Here is a 15312-nt window from a genome sequence, read left to right as displayed (position 1 = left end):
CCTATATCGCCTCCTTTTGTTGGCTTTCTTCTTTTTTCATTGTTTTTTCAATATACTTATCGAATTGTTTAAAACGAATCCAACTTACAATAAAAGCTGAGATTGCCGTAGGAATTCCCCAAAGCGCCATATCCCACACACCAACATGCATTCCTACAGAATCAAAGAATCCTTTCATTAATAGAATCGCTCCTGTTGCGATAAAAATATCTTCACCAAAAAACCATGCCGTATTTTCAGCTGCCGCTGCATTCGCTTTAATCTTTTCTTTTAATTTTTCTGGTAGTTTTCCATAACGTCCATGAGCTGCACCTTCTGCCATCGGTGCAACAAGAGGCCTTACTGTTTGAGCATGTCCCCCAATATTTAGTCCTACCGCTGCCGAAGTCTCACGAATTGTAAAATATGACATTAATACTCTACCAGTCGTTGCTCCCTTAGATTTTGATATCAATGCTTCTGCACGTTCCTTCAGCCCATATCGTTCTAAAATTCCAATTACAGGCAAAGTTAATAATATTGGCATAGACATATATCGGTTTTCTATAAAAAACTTTCCAAACATACTTATGACATCATAAAAACTCATCCCCGCAACCATACCAGTAACAATTCCTGCAACCATTACAACCAATAACGTATTAAGGCGAAATAAAAATCCAACAGCTACAAGCAATATTCCAATTAGTTTCAACATCTATGTATCTCCTCCTTATTCTACTTTGGTGCACAAATAGAAACATTATTTAATCTAAATGTTCTGTATATTCTTTCTGCAAATTGAACTGCATGCTCACCATCACCGTGTATACAAATTGTTTGTGCATCGATATTGATAATCTTTCCACCAACTGCTTTTACATTTCTTTCCTTAACCATCTGCAACACTTGTTCAATTGCTATATCTTCATTTTTTATGAGTGCATTTTCTTCTGTTCGGCTTGTTAATGTTCCATCTAATTGATACGTACGATCGGCAAATGCTTCCTGCACGAGTTTCAGTTCATATTTTTCAGCTGCTTGTATAAATTTACTATTCGCTAATCCATACAGAAATAAATCTGGATTTATATGATAAATTGCTTTTGCAATTGCATCCGCAATCTCTTGATCAGTGGCTGCCATATTATAAAGTGCACCGTGCGGTTTTACATGATGCATCCTTCCTCCTGCCGCTCTTATAAATCCATCTAATGCCCCTATTTGATATAAAACATAATCATAGACCTCTTCTGGCGAAATATACATCATTCTTCTACCAAATCCAATTAAGTCCGGAAACCCTGGATGTGCTCCTATTTCCACATTGTGGTACAATGCTTTTTCAACAGTTTGACGCATGACAGTTGGATCACCAGCATGAAAACCGCATGCAATATTTACTGATGAAACAAACGGAAGAATTTTATCATCGTTTCCTATCTTATATGCACCAAATCCTTCTCCTAAATCACAATTTAAGTCAACGGTAACCATACGCTATCTCTCCTCCTGCTTTACGCTTGTAAAGCGATGAACTTCTTTAATAGATTCATATTTTGTTCTTGCTCGATGTAAAGCTCCGTCGCTTCTGTTATAGAAGTCTTTGCAAACGTGACATAATCACCTGGTTTCAATTGCGCAAGAATAGGTAAATCAACTGATATGACATTACCAATTAGCGGATATCCACCTGTCGTTTGTCTATCTGCCATTAAGATGATTGGATGACCACCAGATGGCACTTGGATTGTTCCAAATGTAACTGCACTTGATAGAATCTCAGATTGTTCTATTCTTTTTAATTTTTCACCTTCAAATCGATAGCCCATACGGTCAGCATAATTGGAAACTTTATATTCCTTTGTAAAAAACGACTCTAAACTCTCGCTCTTAAATTGATCCCATTCAAAACCTGGAATAACACGAATGATTGGGCTGCGACTATATTTGGGTAGAACATGATTACATATACCCCAACATGTTTCTATTCTGCCTTCATCCATCAATTTCTTTATCATACAAGTAGCAAATTTTGATGGTGTACCAATTTGAAAAAGGTCGCCCTTTTTAAGCGCTCGTCCTTCTAGCCCACCTATAGCTGCTTTTACATATGTACTTTTGCTTCCCATACTACTTGCAACATCAATTCCACCTGCAAATGTCACATATGTCCTACACCCAAACTGCGTCTTCCCGAAGCAAAGCCTGCTACCTTCTTTCGCTAAAACTGGTCGCCACAATGGAATGGGTTCTCCATTTAACAGAGGCTCCATATTCGCACCACCAATTGCTAGCAATGTCGTTTTCTTTATAAGAAGCTTTGGTCCCATCATTGTAATTTCTAATCCAGCTTCATTCTCTTCATTTCCAACTAACATATTTATCACTCTTAATGCTGCCTGATCCATAGCACCGCCAACAGGCACACCATATTGTTGATAGTGATACCTTCCTAAATCTTGAACAGTTGTAAACATCCCAGCATGTAAAACCTCAACATTCATTTCCTAGCTCCCTCCATAACCAGGTACTCTTCCTCTGTTATTGGGATAAAACGTAAATACATTCCACTCTGCACATATGTAGGCTTTTCTTCATTTGGCTGAAACAACGCAATCGGTGTTCGGCCAATAATATTCCAGCCGCCTGGTGTTTCTAATGGATATATTCCAGTTTGACTTCCACCAATTCCAACTGAACCAGGTGTTATTTGTAAACGTGGTGTTTGCTTTCTAGGTGTTTCTAGCTCTTTGGGCATACCACCCAAATATGGAAAGCCTGGTGTAAATCCTAACATATAAACAAAATAAGTCACTTCACTATGAAGACGAATCACCTCACTTGCACATAACCCATGATACGCCGCAACTTCTTCTAAATCAGGTCCATATTTCCCGCCATAACAAACTGGAATTGAAATACAATCATATTGTTTTTGTGTTTTATTTTGATTATGACTAAACAATCGCTTCATGTATTCACATACAAACTCATACGGTACTACCTTTCTTTCATTTTTCCTCCATAACTTATATACATCATAGTAAACCGTTAAAGAAGTAAAAGAAGGTACACACTCAACCATTCCAAGAAATGGATTCCCCTTTAATAGTCGGTGTAAATTTTGCACTTTTTCATATATATCCAAATCAATTTTTTCTCCAAACGTAACAACAACTGCTTGATCACCTAGTGCTGAAAATTTCATCATATACCTTCCTTTTCACCTATCCAGCCAAGTTCTTTCGAAATTTGATACGCTGTTTCTTTTACTTTTGTAATAAAGTTTGGAATTGTCGATTCATTATACTCTATTTCTAATCCCGAAATACTAATACCAGCTATTACACTACCATCACTTGCAAAAATAGGGGCTGCAATTGCAGCTGTATGATTCTCAAGTTCCGAATAACTTATCGTATATCCTTCTCTTTTAGCCTTACATAATAGGCTTTGCAACTCTTCTTTATCCACTATCGTTCCATCTGCAAATCGTTGTAATTGCACTTTCTCTATATACTGCATTTGATCGTCTTCCGAAAAATACGAAAGTAAAATACGCGGACATGCTCCGGCATATAAAGGAGCTCGCCGTCCTATCTCTGTGTATACTCTTACTGGTTGATCTCCATCCATTTTTTCAATATAAATTGCCTCATTCGCATCTTGAACAATTAAATTGACAGCTTGACCAAGAGAGTCTCTAAGCTTTTTCATATATGGCTTTGCAATATTTCGTACTGACAATCGCTTCGAAACGAGTTGACCGAACCTTAAAAATACTAATCCAAGCCTATATGTTCCCCTTGTTGTCTTTTGTAAAAAGCCCATTTCTTCAAGCGAACCAATTAAACGGTATACAGATGTTTTAGGCATTCCCGTCTGATGAACCATTTCCGTTAACGTTAGCTCTTCATGTCCATAAAATAGTTCTAAAATATCCATCGTCTTTACTGCCGTTTTATTTACACTCATCTTAGCTCCCCTAAGTTCCGTAATTCGGAACAATAATTCCGTTTTTTGAAACAAATATATAATTTAAAATTATAAAATATTCTTACTATTTAAACAATATTTTTCTCAAATAAAAAAGCATTGAAAGTAAAATTCAATGCTTTTTTAACGCGTATACGTAAACTCTCTCTTTAATGCAACGCTCTTACTTGTTGCAGTGGCCAAAATACCGCTTCACCTTTTCCAACAATTTGATCTTCTGAAATAAACCCAAACATGCGACTATCTTTTGAAACTTGACGATTATCTCCTAACACAAACACTTGACCTTCTGGAACTTTTGTTTTCCCAGTTTTTTGTTCTAATGTAAAATCAGGAGTTAATTTCCCTTTCGATACCTCGGCCTTATAATCTGCTAAATATGGTTCATCAACCGCTTTTCCATTCACGTACAATACGTCGTTTTTATATTCAATCGTATCTCCTGGTAAGCCAATTACTCGCTTCACTAAATCATATCCTTCTTTTCCATGAAAAACGATAATATCAAAACGATTTAATCCTTGTACATTAAAACCAATTTTATTTACAAGTACACGCTCGTTATTTTCTAAAGTAGGCATCATAGACTCACCTTGTACGAGTGAAGGAGTAAATAAAATACCACGTACAATTAAAGCGATTCCTAGTGTAATCCCTATTGTTTTAACCCATGAAACGATTTCTTTTTTCTTGCTTTTCTCCATCTTTTTCCCTCTTCTCTAGTATTATAATGATTTTGTTAATACCACTAAATCTTGTACAGATTTTTGATCTACTTCAGCAAAACAAGATTTACCTTCTCGGACTGCAGTACCAACATGTGCTTCTGAAATTCCTGTTTCGTTCAATAGTCGCTTTATATTTTCTTTTGTCACACCACTTCCAACAATGAGCTGAATATCCCCTTTACTTACTCTTTGCATTTCATGAAGCACAGGTATATTTTCTTCTATCGTCCCTTGACCACCAGAAGTTAAAATATGAGTTATCTTTTCAAAATTACGTAATGTTTTAACTGCACCAATAAGATCATCCACTTCATCTATCGCACGATGAAATGTGATGTTAATCCCATCTACAACAGATAATAAATTAGCTAATTTTTTTTCATCAATTTGATTCTGCTCATTTAATACACCTAAAACAACACCTGCTGCACCAAGTTCTTGTGCAATTAAAATATCTTCTTTCATCATTTCGATTTCTTCTGTTGTATATATAAATGACTTAGCATGTGGACGAATCATAACATGGATAGGTATGTTTGCTGCTTTCACCGCTGTTTTTATAAAAGCATAACTTGGCGTTAATCCACCTTCTGTATATGCTGAAATTAGCTCAATTCGATTTCCACCAGCTTTTTCAATTTGCTTCACATCTTCTAAACAAGTTGCAATGACTTCTAGCATGAAACTACCCCTTTTCGTACTTTTTCCACATTATTATACCGCAGCATAAATAAGAAACCTAGGTTTCTCATATAAAACATAAAAAAAGGAATTGAAAAGAAAGATTTCGAAACTCCTTAACAGATTTATTACTTTCTCAAAATTGTTACGTTTATCACATGAAGTCTGCGAATTCTATAAAACAGCTGATCTTCTTAAAAAATATCGGATAACTTTCACGCCTCATTTAAACTATCAACCCTTCCATAGATTTCTCTAAATATTATCGTACGAATAAATCTTATGTTGAGAAAAACAAAAATCTCTTTCATTTATTTCCATAATCTTTATATTTCTGTTATTCTTTTAATATAATTCAAAATTTTACCACAAATTATACAAGGGGGCTCATTATACGATGAATATGAAAGTTACAACATTGACAGCAGCAACTGTCGCAATCACTTCTCTTCTCCCATCAATTACTGAAGCGGATATGAAAACAGCTGCTGTACAACCAAAAAACAATGTAAAAATCGGATATGTAAAACTTGATAAAGTCCAACTATATCAAGAAAATACAACAAATGGTGATTCCCTTGGCAGTATTTCATACAATACACCTGTTACCATTCTCGAAACTACACGTGACTGGTATAAAGTAAACGCTCAAAACAAAATTGGTTACATACAAAAATCTAATTTATCTTTGGCGAAATTAAATCAACAGCGTAACCAACATATCGTAAATGCAAGCGCCTTAAACCTTCGTTCAGAACCAAGTATACAATCATCAATCCTTGACGTATTACCAAATGGGACATTTATCTCCGTTCAAGAAACACTTAATGACTGGTATCTCATCTCTTACAACGGAAAAATAGGATATGTAAAAAAAGAATTTATATCACATAACTCACAACCATTCGTTAAAGGAATCACTATACAAAATAATTCTTATTATGTTGCAATCCCTAAACTAAGGGTAAGAAATGGTGCAGGAACAAATACTGCTGTTATTGGTTCCTTGCAAAATGGGACACAAATACAAGTAGTAGGCACAGTAGGTACATGGTATAAAATTCATTTTGGCTCTGGATATGGATATGTTGCAAAGCAATATGTATTACAAAATAAGCAGCAAGAAAAGTCTACATCCCCTTCTATACCTGCTGTTTTTAAATTTCCAACACAAGGACAAGTTAGCTCAAACTTCGAAGTCAGATGGGGGCAAATGCATTATGGTGTCGATTTTACGTCAACTGGAGATAAGCCTATTCGTGCTGCAGCTGCTGGAAAAGTTATCAAATCCTACTATTCTAGTAGCTACGGAAACGTCGTATTCGTCACTCATTACATAAAAGGAAAATTATATACAACTGTTTATGCACATATGAAAAACCGATCTGTACAAGCTGGAGATCGTGTTCAAACTGGACAGGTGTTGGGGCAGATGGGGAATACTGGACATTCAACTGGGCAACATCTTCATTTCGAATTACATAATGGGGAATGGAATTTCGAAAAAACAAATGCCGTTGATCCACTTCCTTACTTAGTACGGTAACATCTTATGCTACGTAATATTCCATTACTCATTGAATACCTAGCTTTTTTCGGCCTAATCTGTTGTTTTATTATTTATGATACAAATATAATTTTTTTAAGTATGCTCATCCTATTTGTATGCTGTGAAATATTGCGAGAGATATATAAAATACGATTAAGAAAACACATTTCTCATCTATTTACATCACTCATTATTATCGTTTGTCTAATCACTAATTTAAAGGTTGATGGTCTATTTATATCGAGTATGTTCCCTATATTTTTTATAAGCGTTCTCCTTATCGTATCCCAATATATCTATGTACCTGAACATCACAAAAAAGAAGATAAAGAGGAAAAGATTATATAGTCTTTTCTGACATATACGTCCATACAAAAATAATTCTAAAATGAAATGCTATATATACAAAAAGCCACTTTTGAAATAATGATTCAAAAGTGGTTTTCTCTGCACAAATCATTTCGTTTTTATCCCGCATTAACGGATAGTAACACTCCCGCCTCAAAATTCAGTGAAAGCAAAGAAGTTAGGTGGGAGATGAATTGTCCGTAAAAGCCCGATTGGTGAGAGCTAATAATCAGTGGGGATAGCCCCCCACTGATTAAAGTTTTACTTTATAACTCCATACGGTTTAAGATATCTTTTAATGCTTTTAAGTCTTCAATCGTCAATGTGACACCTTTTCCCATTTTGTCATGCTCTGGTGCCCAATCACGCAGATCATATTTTGGCTCTTTTCCGTTCCAACTGATTAAATTAAGCTCTTTATTCCAACCTTTAGGTGACTGCGATAAAGTTCCAAAAGTTTCCTTAATATCAAATTTAATTTCCGCCACTGTTATTCCCCCTTTAAAATATATATTCCCTATCTAGATCTCCTACATTCTCTCATATCTATATCGATAGGGCTAATTTTCCACACATCTACCTCTGATTCATTATGAACTACACTGATTGTTTGAACTTAGCAGAACACCCTCAGCAATTCATCTTTCACTATAAAAAAGCTCCGGTGTATACCGAAGCCTTTTTTCATACTTACCGTTTATCAATTTTTGCAGCAATCCTATTCCCAATGAATTGAACAGATTGAACGAGGATAACAAGCATAAGTACCGTAACAATCATAACGTCTGTTTGGAAACGATAATATCCAAAACGAATTGCTAAATCGCCGACACCGCCTCCTCCAACAACACCTGCCATGGCTGAGTAGGAAATAAAACTTACTGTTAAAACTGTTAAGCTTAATACAAGGCCTGAACGTGCTTCAGCGAGCAATACTTTCCACACAATTTGCAGTGGCGTCGCTCCCATTGCCTCAGCAGCTTCAATTACACCTTTTGGAACCTCACGTAATGCTTGCTCTACGAGTCTCGCAAAATAGGGAATGGCTGCTACTGATAAAGGAATCGTTGCAGCGATTGGACCAATTGTAGTTCCTAATAAGGTTCTTGTAAGTGGTACAAGAGCCACTAGTAAAATGATAAATGGAAATGAGCGAATAATATTTACAATGCCGTTTAAAATACGATGGACAATATTTTGTTCCAAAATTTGTCCTTTACTTGTAAAATATAAAATTACACCTAAAGGAGCACCTAAAATAATTGCTGCTCCAACTGAAAGTCCAACCATTAATAATGTTTGTAAAAGTGATGTCCAAATCTCTGGAAGCAGTGGGATAACATTATTGAACATGTGCAATGCCCCTCTCTTGTTCTATACCTAATAGAAGTTTTGCAATTTCTGTTGTTGGTTTTAGATGTTGGTCACGTAAGTGGAAGGATTCAATAACTTCTCCTTCTTCCATCACCGCTACTTTATTACAAATTTGTTTAATTACATTCATTTCATGCGTTACAATTACGATTGTAACTCCTAACTCTTTATTTATCTTTTGTAAAAATTGCAAAATAGATCGTGTCGTTTTCGGATCGAGTGCCGATGTCGGTTCATCACAAAGCAATACCTTGGGATCATTTGCTAATGCACGAGCAATCGCAACACGCTGTTTTTGTCCACCACTTAGTTGAGAAGGAAAATGATGCGCTTTATCACTTAAGCCAACAATCTCCAAGCACTCTCTTACACGTTTTTCTCTCTCTTCTTTTGAAACTGATTTCAATTCTAATGGTAAAGCAATATTATCCGATACGTTTTTATTATGAAGAAGATGAAAATGCTGAAAAATCATACCAATTGATTGTCTTGCTGTTCGTAAATCTTTCTTGGATAACTTTGTTAAATCTTTTCCATTTACAATAACTGCACCTGAATCTGGTTTTTCCAATAAATTCATTGTACGTAATAATGTAGACTTTCCAGCACCACTTAATCCAGCAATTCCATATATATCATGTTCCTCAATTTGCAGAGAGACTGATTTTACACCGTGAAATAAACCTTCTTTCGTCTGAAACGTTTTATTGATATCGCGTAGCGTTATCATTTTCACTCACTCCTTTTCAATTGATTTAAAAGCATCATCTGCTAGTAATGAGAGTGTTACATCATCCATCGGTGGATTGTGTAAACCAGCGCGAACATTTACATAATAGCGGTGCAGTGGATTCTTTTCAGATAAGCTTTTTGCCCCTACAATTCTCATTGTCTTATCAACAATTGATATCGCCGCATTCGTCGCAATATATTTCGCTGCTGCTAATTCCGCTTGTAAAGATTGTTTATTTTCCACCTCATCATATTTTTTCGCAACTTGGTATAAAAAAGTACGAGCTTGCAAGAGTTCCAGCTCTAATTCGCCTACTAATCTTCTAACGTTTGGAAGCAAACTAATTGGGTGATTTAAACTATTCGGTTGATATGCTTTCGCAAAATCAATCGCATAATTTCTTGCAGCCTGCGCAATCCCTAAATAACATGCTGGTATATGAAGTAACCATCCAATTCCTTTCGGTTTCGCCTGTGAACCTTTTACATCTGTAAAAAATTCATGTGGGATTTCAACATTCTGTAATACAAGATCATGGCTAGCCGTTCCACGCATCGCAACACTATCCCATGTCTCTTCAATCAACACACCCTTTTCATGTCTTGGAATCACAAATTCTCCTATCTCATCTCGCCCTTCAATGCTTGCAGATATGATGAAATAATCAAGTACGGGCGCCATCGTTGTGAACGTTTTTCTTCCGTTTATAATCCACTTGTCGCCTTTTTGTACAGCTAATGTTTCTGGTTTCCCTCCCCGAGTAGGACTCCCTGTCTTCGGTTCAGTTGCCGCCCTGTTAAAAAGGGCGCCTTTTTTTACTTCTTCACAAAACCAAGAAAACATCTCAGGTTTCCACGAGCGATTTTCCGCAAGTTCCTTCACAATTCCAAGATGCCATCCAATAGACAAAGCTGTTGCTCCATCTCCCTCTGCAATCTTCTCTTGAAATAAAACAAAATCATATAATGAAATCGCCTTCCCACCAAAATCCTTCGGAAGAGTTAATTTTGTATAACCAATACTTTGTAAGTCTTTAATATTTTCAAAAGGAAAAGAGCCTAGTTCACTCAGTTGATGTTCCCTTCCTGCAAATTGCGGAATGAATTCTGTTATCTTCTCCAATACGAGAACTTGTTCTTCTGTTTCTATAAATGATAATGTCATGTCAAGATCTCCTTTACTTTAAGTAGTCAGGAAGCACAAACCCTTCAAATTGTTCTTCAGACTGAATCATCTTTTTGAACTCTGGTGAATGGTACGCTTCAATTAAATCTTTCGCAAATTGTTTTTCTTTATCTTCATCACGAACCGTAACAATAATTCTATGTTGTGATGGTGTTTTTTCTAATTCCAGTGCCTCTTTTAACTTATGTCCAGATGAAATGACAAGGTTTCCGTTAATAATGCCGTAATCTAAATCTTTCATTGCCCTTGGGATTTGTGGTGATTCAAGTGGTACTAATTTGAAATCTTTCTTTTTAAACGTTATATCTTTTTCAGAGATTGTTAAAATATTTACATTTTCTTTTAATTTCACCCAGCCAATCCCTTCTAACATACGTAATGCCCGTTCTAAATTAACTGGATCATTTGGTACCCCAATCTTCATTCCATCTTTCAAATCATCTAATGATTTATGTTTTTCAGAGTATACACCTTGAGGTGCTGATGGAACTTGAATAATACTTGAAATTTTCGCATTATTTTCTTTTGCGTAAGATTTCATAAAAGCAGTACTTTGAAATATATTTGCATCAATATCCTTATTCGTTAATGCTGGATTTGTTTCGTTTGGTGAATTAAACTCAACAATTTTAATTTTGTACCCTTTTTTCTCTAAGTACGGTTGTACCCCTTTTTTCACTTGATCACTGTACGGACCAGGTGTAAAACCTAAACGAATTTCTTTTTGATCGCCCCCTGATGTCTGCGTGCAACCCGTAATGATAAATAAACTACATACAATACTTACAAGTGTAAAAAATAAACGTTTCATCCCTTCTCCTCCTACTAAAAAACAACCTTACATATTAAGAAGGTTGTCATCTTTTTTCCTTCTTATCTACTCGGAATTAGCACCTTTTTTATTACAGATAGGTTGCTGAAGCTTCATTGGGCCGTTCCCTCCACTTCTCTCGATAAGATTATATTTGATTATGCACTCTATTGTGTCACTATTCCGATGAAAATACAAGGTTTTTATTGAAAGTTTTTTCTATAATTTGTAAATTTATAGAAAATCCAAAGCATATTTGCATAAAGAAAAGGATAGACTCGTAGAACTACTCTACCTTTGTCTATCCTTTTCTTTATTTTTTAATCGCCTTTCAACATACGCAAAGGTAACGATGCAACATATCCAATATAAGAACATAATTCTTTAAAGAAAAATGGAATTTCCGTATCTAATGTTTTATATGCTGATGTTGGCGTTGGTGATGCATATGCATCTATCCCAATATGTTTCGCTATTCTCATCGCTCGCTTCATATGAAGAGGATCACTTACAATCGTATACGTATGTAAGCCATTATCAATTCCAACCTGTTTCGCATTCTTTAAATTATCTTCTGTAAAACGCGACTGTGTTTCAATTAATATATCTTCATCCTTTACGTTATGCTTTAATGCATACGCTTTCGCAGTACGTGCTTCTTCCTGCTCTGCTTCAAATTTAGTACCACCTGTAAAAATAATTTTTTTAATACTTCCATTCTTATACAAAGAAATCGCATGATTGATTCTTTCACGAAATACAGGAGATGGTTTTCCGTTCCAAGAAGCTGCTCCTAGTACAATAGCAGCATCTGTATCCACCTCATCCGTTTTAAAGCGATAACTCCAAATATCGTAAGCTGCATAACTTACAAATAGAATGATAGAACTAACCATAAGCAAGAACACTTGCAAGACTCTTCTTTTTTTACTTTTCTTATTTTGTTTCATTTGTACTGGCCTCCGTGCATTATCCATACTTCTAAAAAATAATCTATTTTAAATCATTATATTTGAGTTCATTTGAAAGAAGGCACTTTTCTCAACAATTGATTCGTGCTATAAAGGGTTTTCATTCAAATAGAGGATTTTTAATTTACTATTTTTTGTGGTTCATATTTTATGAATTTAATTTATGTACAAAATTTCTCATACAACTCCATTGTAACGAATTTTTTCACAGAAGGGAATGATGAAACAAAAGTATATAAAAGAAGTAATCATTTTGTAAGAAAAAGAGGTATATTTTTCCCTCTTAGGGACGTATACCTCTTCCACTTCACTTTACAATCCAATATTTCATATGTTGTTCTTCAAGCACACATGTAAAACCGGCTTTTTCTAACACTCTACTTGAAGCGGCATTACTCGTTAAACAATCCGCTTGAATTGTTTGTACTTCTTCAGTCTGCTGCAACCATTTTACAAACGCACGCGCCATTTCAGTCGCATAACCATTTCCTTGATAATTTGATACGATACTATATCCAATCTCCACTGTACCAGTTGAATCCGGTGCACCTTTACAGCCCATTTCACCAATAATGATATTGTCTTCCTTATGAATAATGAGTCCACTCCACTTACTTTGCTTTGGATTTTTCCGTAAACCTTCCGCAACCCATGGTAAAATATCTTTATAATCAGGCATTGGCCATTCTAAAGATATTTTATATGGTATGATTTCTTGCAGCTCTTCTCTGCCTTTTATCGTTGCCTCAACAAGTTCTAATGTAAAAGGAATCATCTTTAGTCTTTTTGTTTCAATATTTGTCATGTTTGCCTCCTATTTATACAGGTCCATTTTGTACAGTAATCGATCTTTCACGATTGGCCACTCGCTTGCAATGATGCTATATACTACCGCATCCCTTATATAACCGCTTGGTAACCTTCTCTCATTTCGTAATATCCCTTCTTTTACTGCGCCTAGCCGTTCAATTGCTCGTTGTGCTTTTTCATTTCGCAAGTCTGTTTTTATTTGCACGCGCAGCATTTGTAATTCTTCAAACGCATATTGCAATAACATGTACTTACATTCCGTATTCATACTTGTTCGTTGTACACTCGGATGATACCAAGTTTGGCCGAGTTCAACCGTTTTGTTATTATTTGAAATACTGTACAAACGTGTACTGCCTACAACTTCATTCGTTTTTTGATCTATAACAACAAATGGTAAATCCGTTCCCTTTTCATATCGTTTTACTGCCGTTTCAACATATCGCTCCATATATTGATAGCTATCCATTTTAGCTATTAAATACGTCCATATTTCTTTATTCCCTTCCACAATTGAAAATAATTTTTCGGCATCATTTGTATCTATTAATCGTAACATTGCTCGTTCATTTGTTATTTGCATGAACAATTCCCCTTTTCTATGTATCTAGCTGTATTATAAATAAAATTTCAAACGAACACCTCCACAATATGAATCACATTATTGATTTCTCTGTGCTTCTTTAAACTCTTCCTTAATTTGATCAAGCGTTCCTTCTTCTGTAATTAATCGATATGCTGCATACGCTAATGCTTTTGCGGATGTAACTAATGCTTTATCGCCAAGTTCCGAACGAGCTGCTTCTCTAAATTCATTCGTATGTGCAACTAAATTATCCGGCCCAATTTTAATATAAGGATGAACCGTTGGTACGACTTGACTCACATTTCCTGCATCTGTTGAACCGATTCCAAGTCTCTCTTTACGATTTACATTTTCACCAAGGTTTTCTAATTCCTCCGCAACCACTTCATTAAATGTTTTTGTCACTAATAGTTCATCGATTTCATTTTGAAACTGATTAATTTTTACTGTTGTTCCTGTTGCTAGCGCTGCACCTTGCGCAATATTTCGTACTTTTTCAGTTACTTCAGCACATCTTTTACGTGTTGCTGCGCGAATAAAGAAACGTGCCGATGCGTAATCTGGAATAATATTTGGTGCCTTCCCTCCTTCTGTAATGACACCATGAATTTTCACATCTGATGGAAGTTGTTGGCGAAGTGCATTAATGCCATTATAAAGCTGAATAATTGCATCTAACGCATTAATTCCTTCTTCTGGGGAAGCAGCCGCATGTGCAGACTTTCCATAAAAATGAAAATCAAGTGGATCAACTGCTAGTGAAGGACTTGTCGTTGCTGTTTTTCCGCTAGGGTGAATCATAAGTGCTGCATCAATATTGTTAAACAAACCTGCTTTCACATAACTTGCTTTTGCGCTTCCATTCGGCCCACCTTCTTCTGCTGGTGTCCCAAATACAACGATTTCACCACCAATTTCTTCAATTGTTTCCGATAATGCAATCGCTGCCGCAACGCTTATTGTGCCAATTAAATTATGACCACACGCATGGCCTAATCCAGGCAAAGCATCATACTCCGCTAAAAAGGCAATTATGGGTCCTTGTTTCCCTGAACTTTTCCGTGCGATAAATCCTGTTTCATGCCCTGCTATATTGTGCTGAAGCTGAAATCCTGCACTCCCTAAAAGTAAACTTAATGTTCTAGATGCAAAGAATTCTTGATTTCCAATTTCAGGATTCGCATGTATATCATGACTTGTTTGTAAGTATTTTTCTTTATTTCTTTCTATACTTTTAGTAATGCTATTTCGGTGTGACGTTACTTGTGTTGTTCCCATTTCCCTATTCCTCCTTTAAATTTGCACATAAAAAAGCCTCTTTCCAAAAGATAGAAAGAGGCTTAAAAAATACAGATTCAAAAATGGCCTTCTTTCTTATCTTTCAAGTCTTTCACTTGCTGGAATTGGCACAGTATTCATATCGAATCCGCTGCCGAGGTTTCATAGGGCCAGTCCCTCCACCTCTCGTGATAAGAAAATCATTTTTATTTTCATAAAATTGCATTAAATTATTTTCATTCTAGTTTTATTCCGACTAAATGTCAAGGAATTACGATCC

At 35.7% G+C, this 15312-nt stretch carries 17 protein-coding genes and 2 riboswitches; of the genes, 1 reads left to right on the top strand and 16 read right to left on the bottom strand.

The genetic code is table 11. From position 1 onward, the window contains the following. Position 1: 1 nt before the first annotated feature. The 7 genes from MHH45_RS01800 to MHH45_RS01770 form a co-directional block, all read right to left on the bottom strand. Positions 2 to 697: a DUF969 domain-containing protein gene (locus MHH45_RS01800; protein WP_088094509.1), complete on the bottom strand. Its 696-nt coding sequence runs from the start codon at positions 695 to 697 to the stop codon at positions 2 to 4. Between the two features lie 20 nt (positions 698 to 717). Then, positions 718 to 1476 (bottom strand): 5-oxoprolinase subunit PxpA, encoded by a 759-nt coding sequence (pxpA, locus tag MHH45_RS01795; RefSeq protein WP_016115319.1) that lies wholly within the window; start codon positions 1474 to 1476, stop codon positions 718 to 720. A gap of 20 nt (positions 1477 to 1496) precedes the next feature. Then, entirely contained in the window at positions 1497 to 2486 is a 990-nt protein-coding gene (locus MHH45_RS01790) for a 5-oxoprolinase subunit C family protein (protein ID WP_088094510.1), read from the bottom strand. Then, a complete protein-coding gene (gene pxpB, locus MHH45_RS01785; protein WP_033671314.1) occupies positions 2483 to 3190 on the bottom strand; it encodes a 5-oxoprolinase subunit PxpB in 708 nt (235 codons plus the stop codon). Before pxpB ends, MHH45_RS01790 begins: the two co-directional genes overlap by 4 nt. Further along, complete coding sequence (locus MHH45_RS01780; protein ID WP_077294012.1) at positions 3190 to 3957, bottom strand: IclR family transcriptional regulator; 768 nt, start codon at positions 3955 to 3957, stop codon at positions 3190 to 3192. The genes pxpB and MHH45_RS01780 overlap by 1 nt, the downstream gene beginning before the upstream one ends. Positions 3958 to 4127: 170 nt before the next feature. Next, positions 4128 to 4682: a signal peptidase I gene (gene lepB / locus MHH45_RS01775; RefSeq protein ID WP_016115323.1), complete on the bottom strand. Its 555-nt coding sequence runs from the start codon at positions 4680 to 4682 to the stop codon at positions 4128 to 4130. A gap of 21 nt (positions 4683 to 4703) precedes the next feature. Further along, on the bottom strand, positions 4704 to 5387 hold the full coding sequence (locus MHH45_RS01770) for a copper homeostasis protein CutC (protein WP_016115324.1): 684 nt from the start codon (positions 5385 to 5387) through the stop codon (positions 4704 to 4706). Between the two features lie 397 nt (positions 5388 to 5784). On the opposite strand from MHH45_RS01770, the gene MHH45_RS01765 reads away from it, so the two are divergent. Further along, positions 5785 to 6933, top strand: a complete 1149-nt coding sequence (locus MHH45_RS01765) for an SH3 domain-containing protein (protein ID WP_016115325.1) — start codon at positions 5785 to 5787, stop codon at positions 6931 to 6933. A gap of 617 nt (positions 6934 to 7550) precedes the next feature. Here MHH45_RS01765 and MHH45_RS01760 read toward each other — a convergent pair. From MHH45_RS01760 to MHH45_RS01720, 9 genes are all read right to left on the bottom strand, one after another. Next, a complete protein-coding gene (locus MHH45_RS01760; protein ID WP_016115326.1) occupies positions 7551 to 7772 on the bottom strand; it encodes a YdbC family protein in 222 nt (73 codons plus the stop codon). A 202-nt stretch (positions 7773 to 7974) separates the two neighbouring features. After that, positions 7975 to 8637: a methionine ABC transporter permease gene (locus MHH45_RS01755; protein WP_088094511.1), complete on the bottom strand. Its 663-nt coding sequence runs from the start codon at positions 8635 to 8637 to the stop codon at positions 7975 to 7977. After that, complete coding sequence (locus MHH45_RS01750; protein WP_016115328.1) at positions 8627 to 9388, bottom strand: methionine ABC transporter ATP-binding protein; 762 nt, start codon at positions 9386 to 9388, stop codon at positions 8627 to 8629. The genes MHH45_RS01755 and MHH45_RS01750 overlap by 11 nt, the downstream gene beginning before the upstream one ends. A 6-nt stretch (positions 9389 to 9394) precedes the next feature. Next, complete coding sequence (locus MHH45_RS01745) at positions 9395 to 10555, bottom strand: acyl-CoA dehydrogenase family protein (protein ID WP_016115329.1); 1161 nt, start codon at positions 10553 to 10555, stop codon at positions 9395 to 9397. A 13-nt stretch (positions 10556 to 10568) separates the two neighbouring features. Next, entirely contained in the window at positions 10569 to 11387 is an 819-nt protein-coding gene (locus tag MHH45_RS01740; protein WP_016115330.1) for a MetQ/NlpA family ABC transporter substrate-binding protein, read from the bottom strand. Positions 11388 to 11446: 59 nt separating this feature from the next. After that, positions 11447 to 11536, bottom strand: a riboswitch (SAM riboswitch). A 171-nt stretch (positions 11537 to 11707) separates the two neighbouring features. After that, entirely contained in the window at positions 11708 to 12337 is a 630-nt protein-coding gene (locus tag MHH45_RS01735) for a YdcF family protein (RefSeq protein WP_016115331.1), read from the bottom strand. 328 nt (positions 12338 to 12665) lie between these two features. Then, a complete protein-coding gene (locus tag MHH45_RS01730) occupies positions 12666 to 13163 on the bottom strand; it encodes a GNAT family N-acetyltransferase (RefSeq protein WP_016115332.1) in 498 nt (165 codons plus the stop codon). A 9-nt stretch (positions 13164 to 13172) separates the two neighbouring features. Next, complete coding sequence (locus tag MHH45_RS01725; protein ID WP_340861779.1) at positions 13173 to 13751, bottom strand: GNAT family N-acetyltransferase; 579 nt, start codon at positions 13749 to 13751, stop codon at positions 13173 to 13175. A 78-nt stretch (positions 13752 to 13829) separates the two neighbouring features. Then, on the bottom strand, positions 13830 to 15032 hold the full coding sequence (locus MHH45_RS01720; protein WP_088094512.1) for a M20 family metallopeptidase: 1203 nt from the start codon (positions 15030 to 15032) through the stop codon (positions 13830 to 13832). Between the two features lie 93 nt (positions 15033 to 15125). Next, a riboswitch (SAM riboswitch) is annotated at positions 15126 to 15230 on the bottom strand. Between the last annotated feature and the right edge of the window lie 82 nt (positions 15231 to 15312).

Origin of the sequence: Bacillus sp. FSL K6-0042, from assembly GCF_038006685.1 — a bacterium.
Classification (GTDB): Bacteria; Bacillota; Bacilli; order Bacillales; family Bacillaceae_G; genus Bacillus_A; species Bacillus_A pseudomycoides.
Note: the sequence above shows the minus strand (reverse complement) of the source record. Positions and strands in the feature narration are given on the sequence as shown.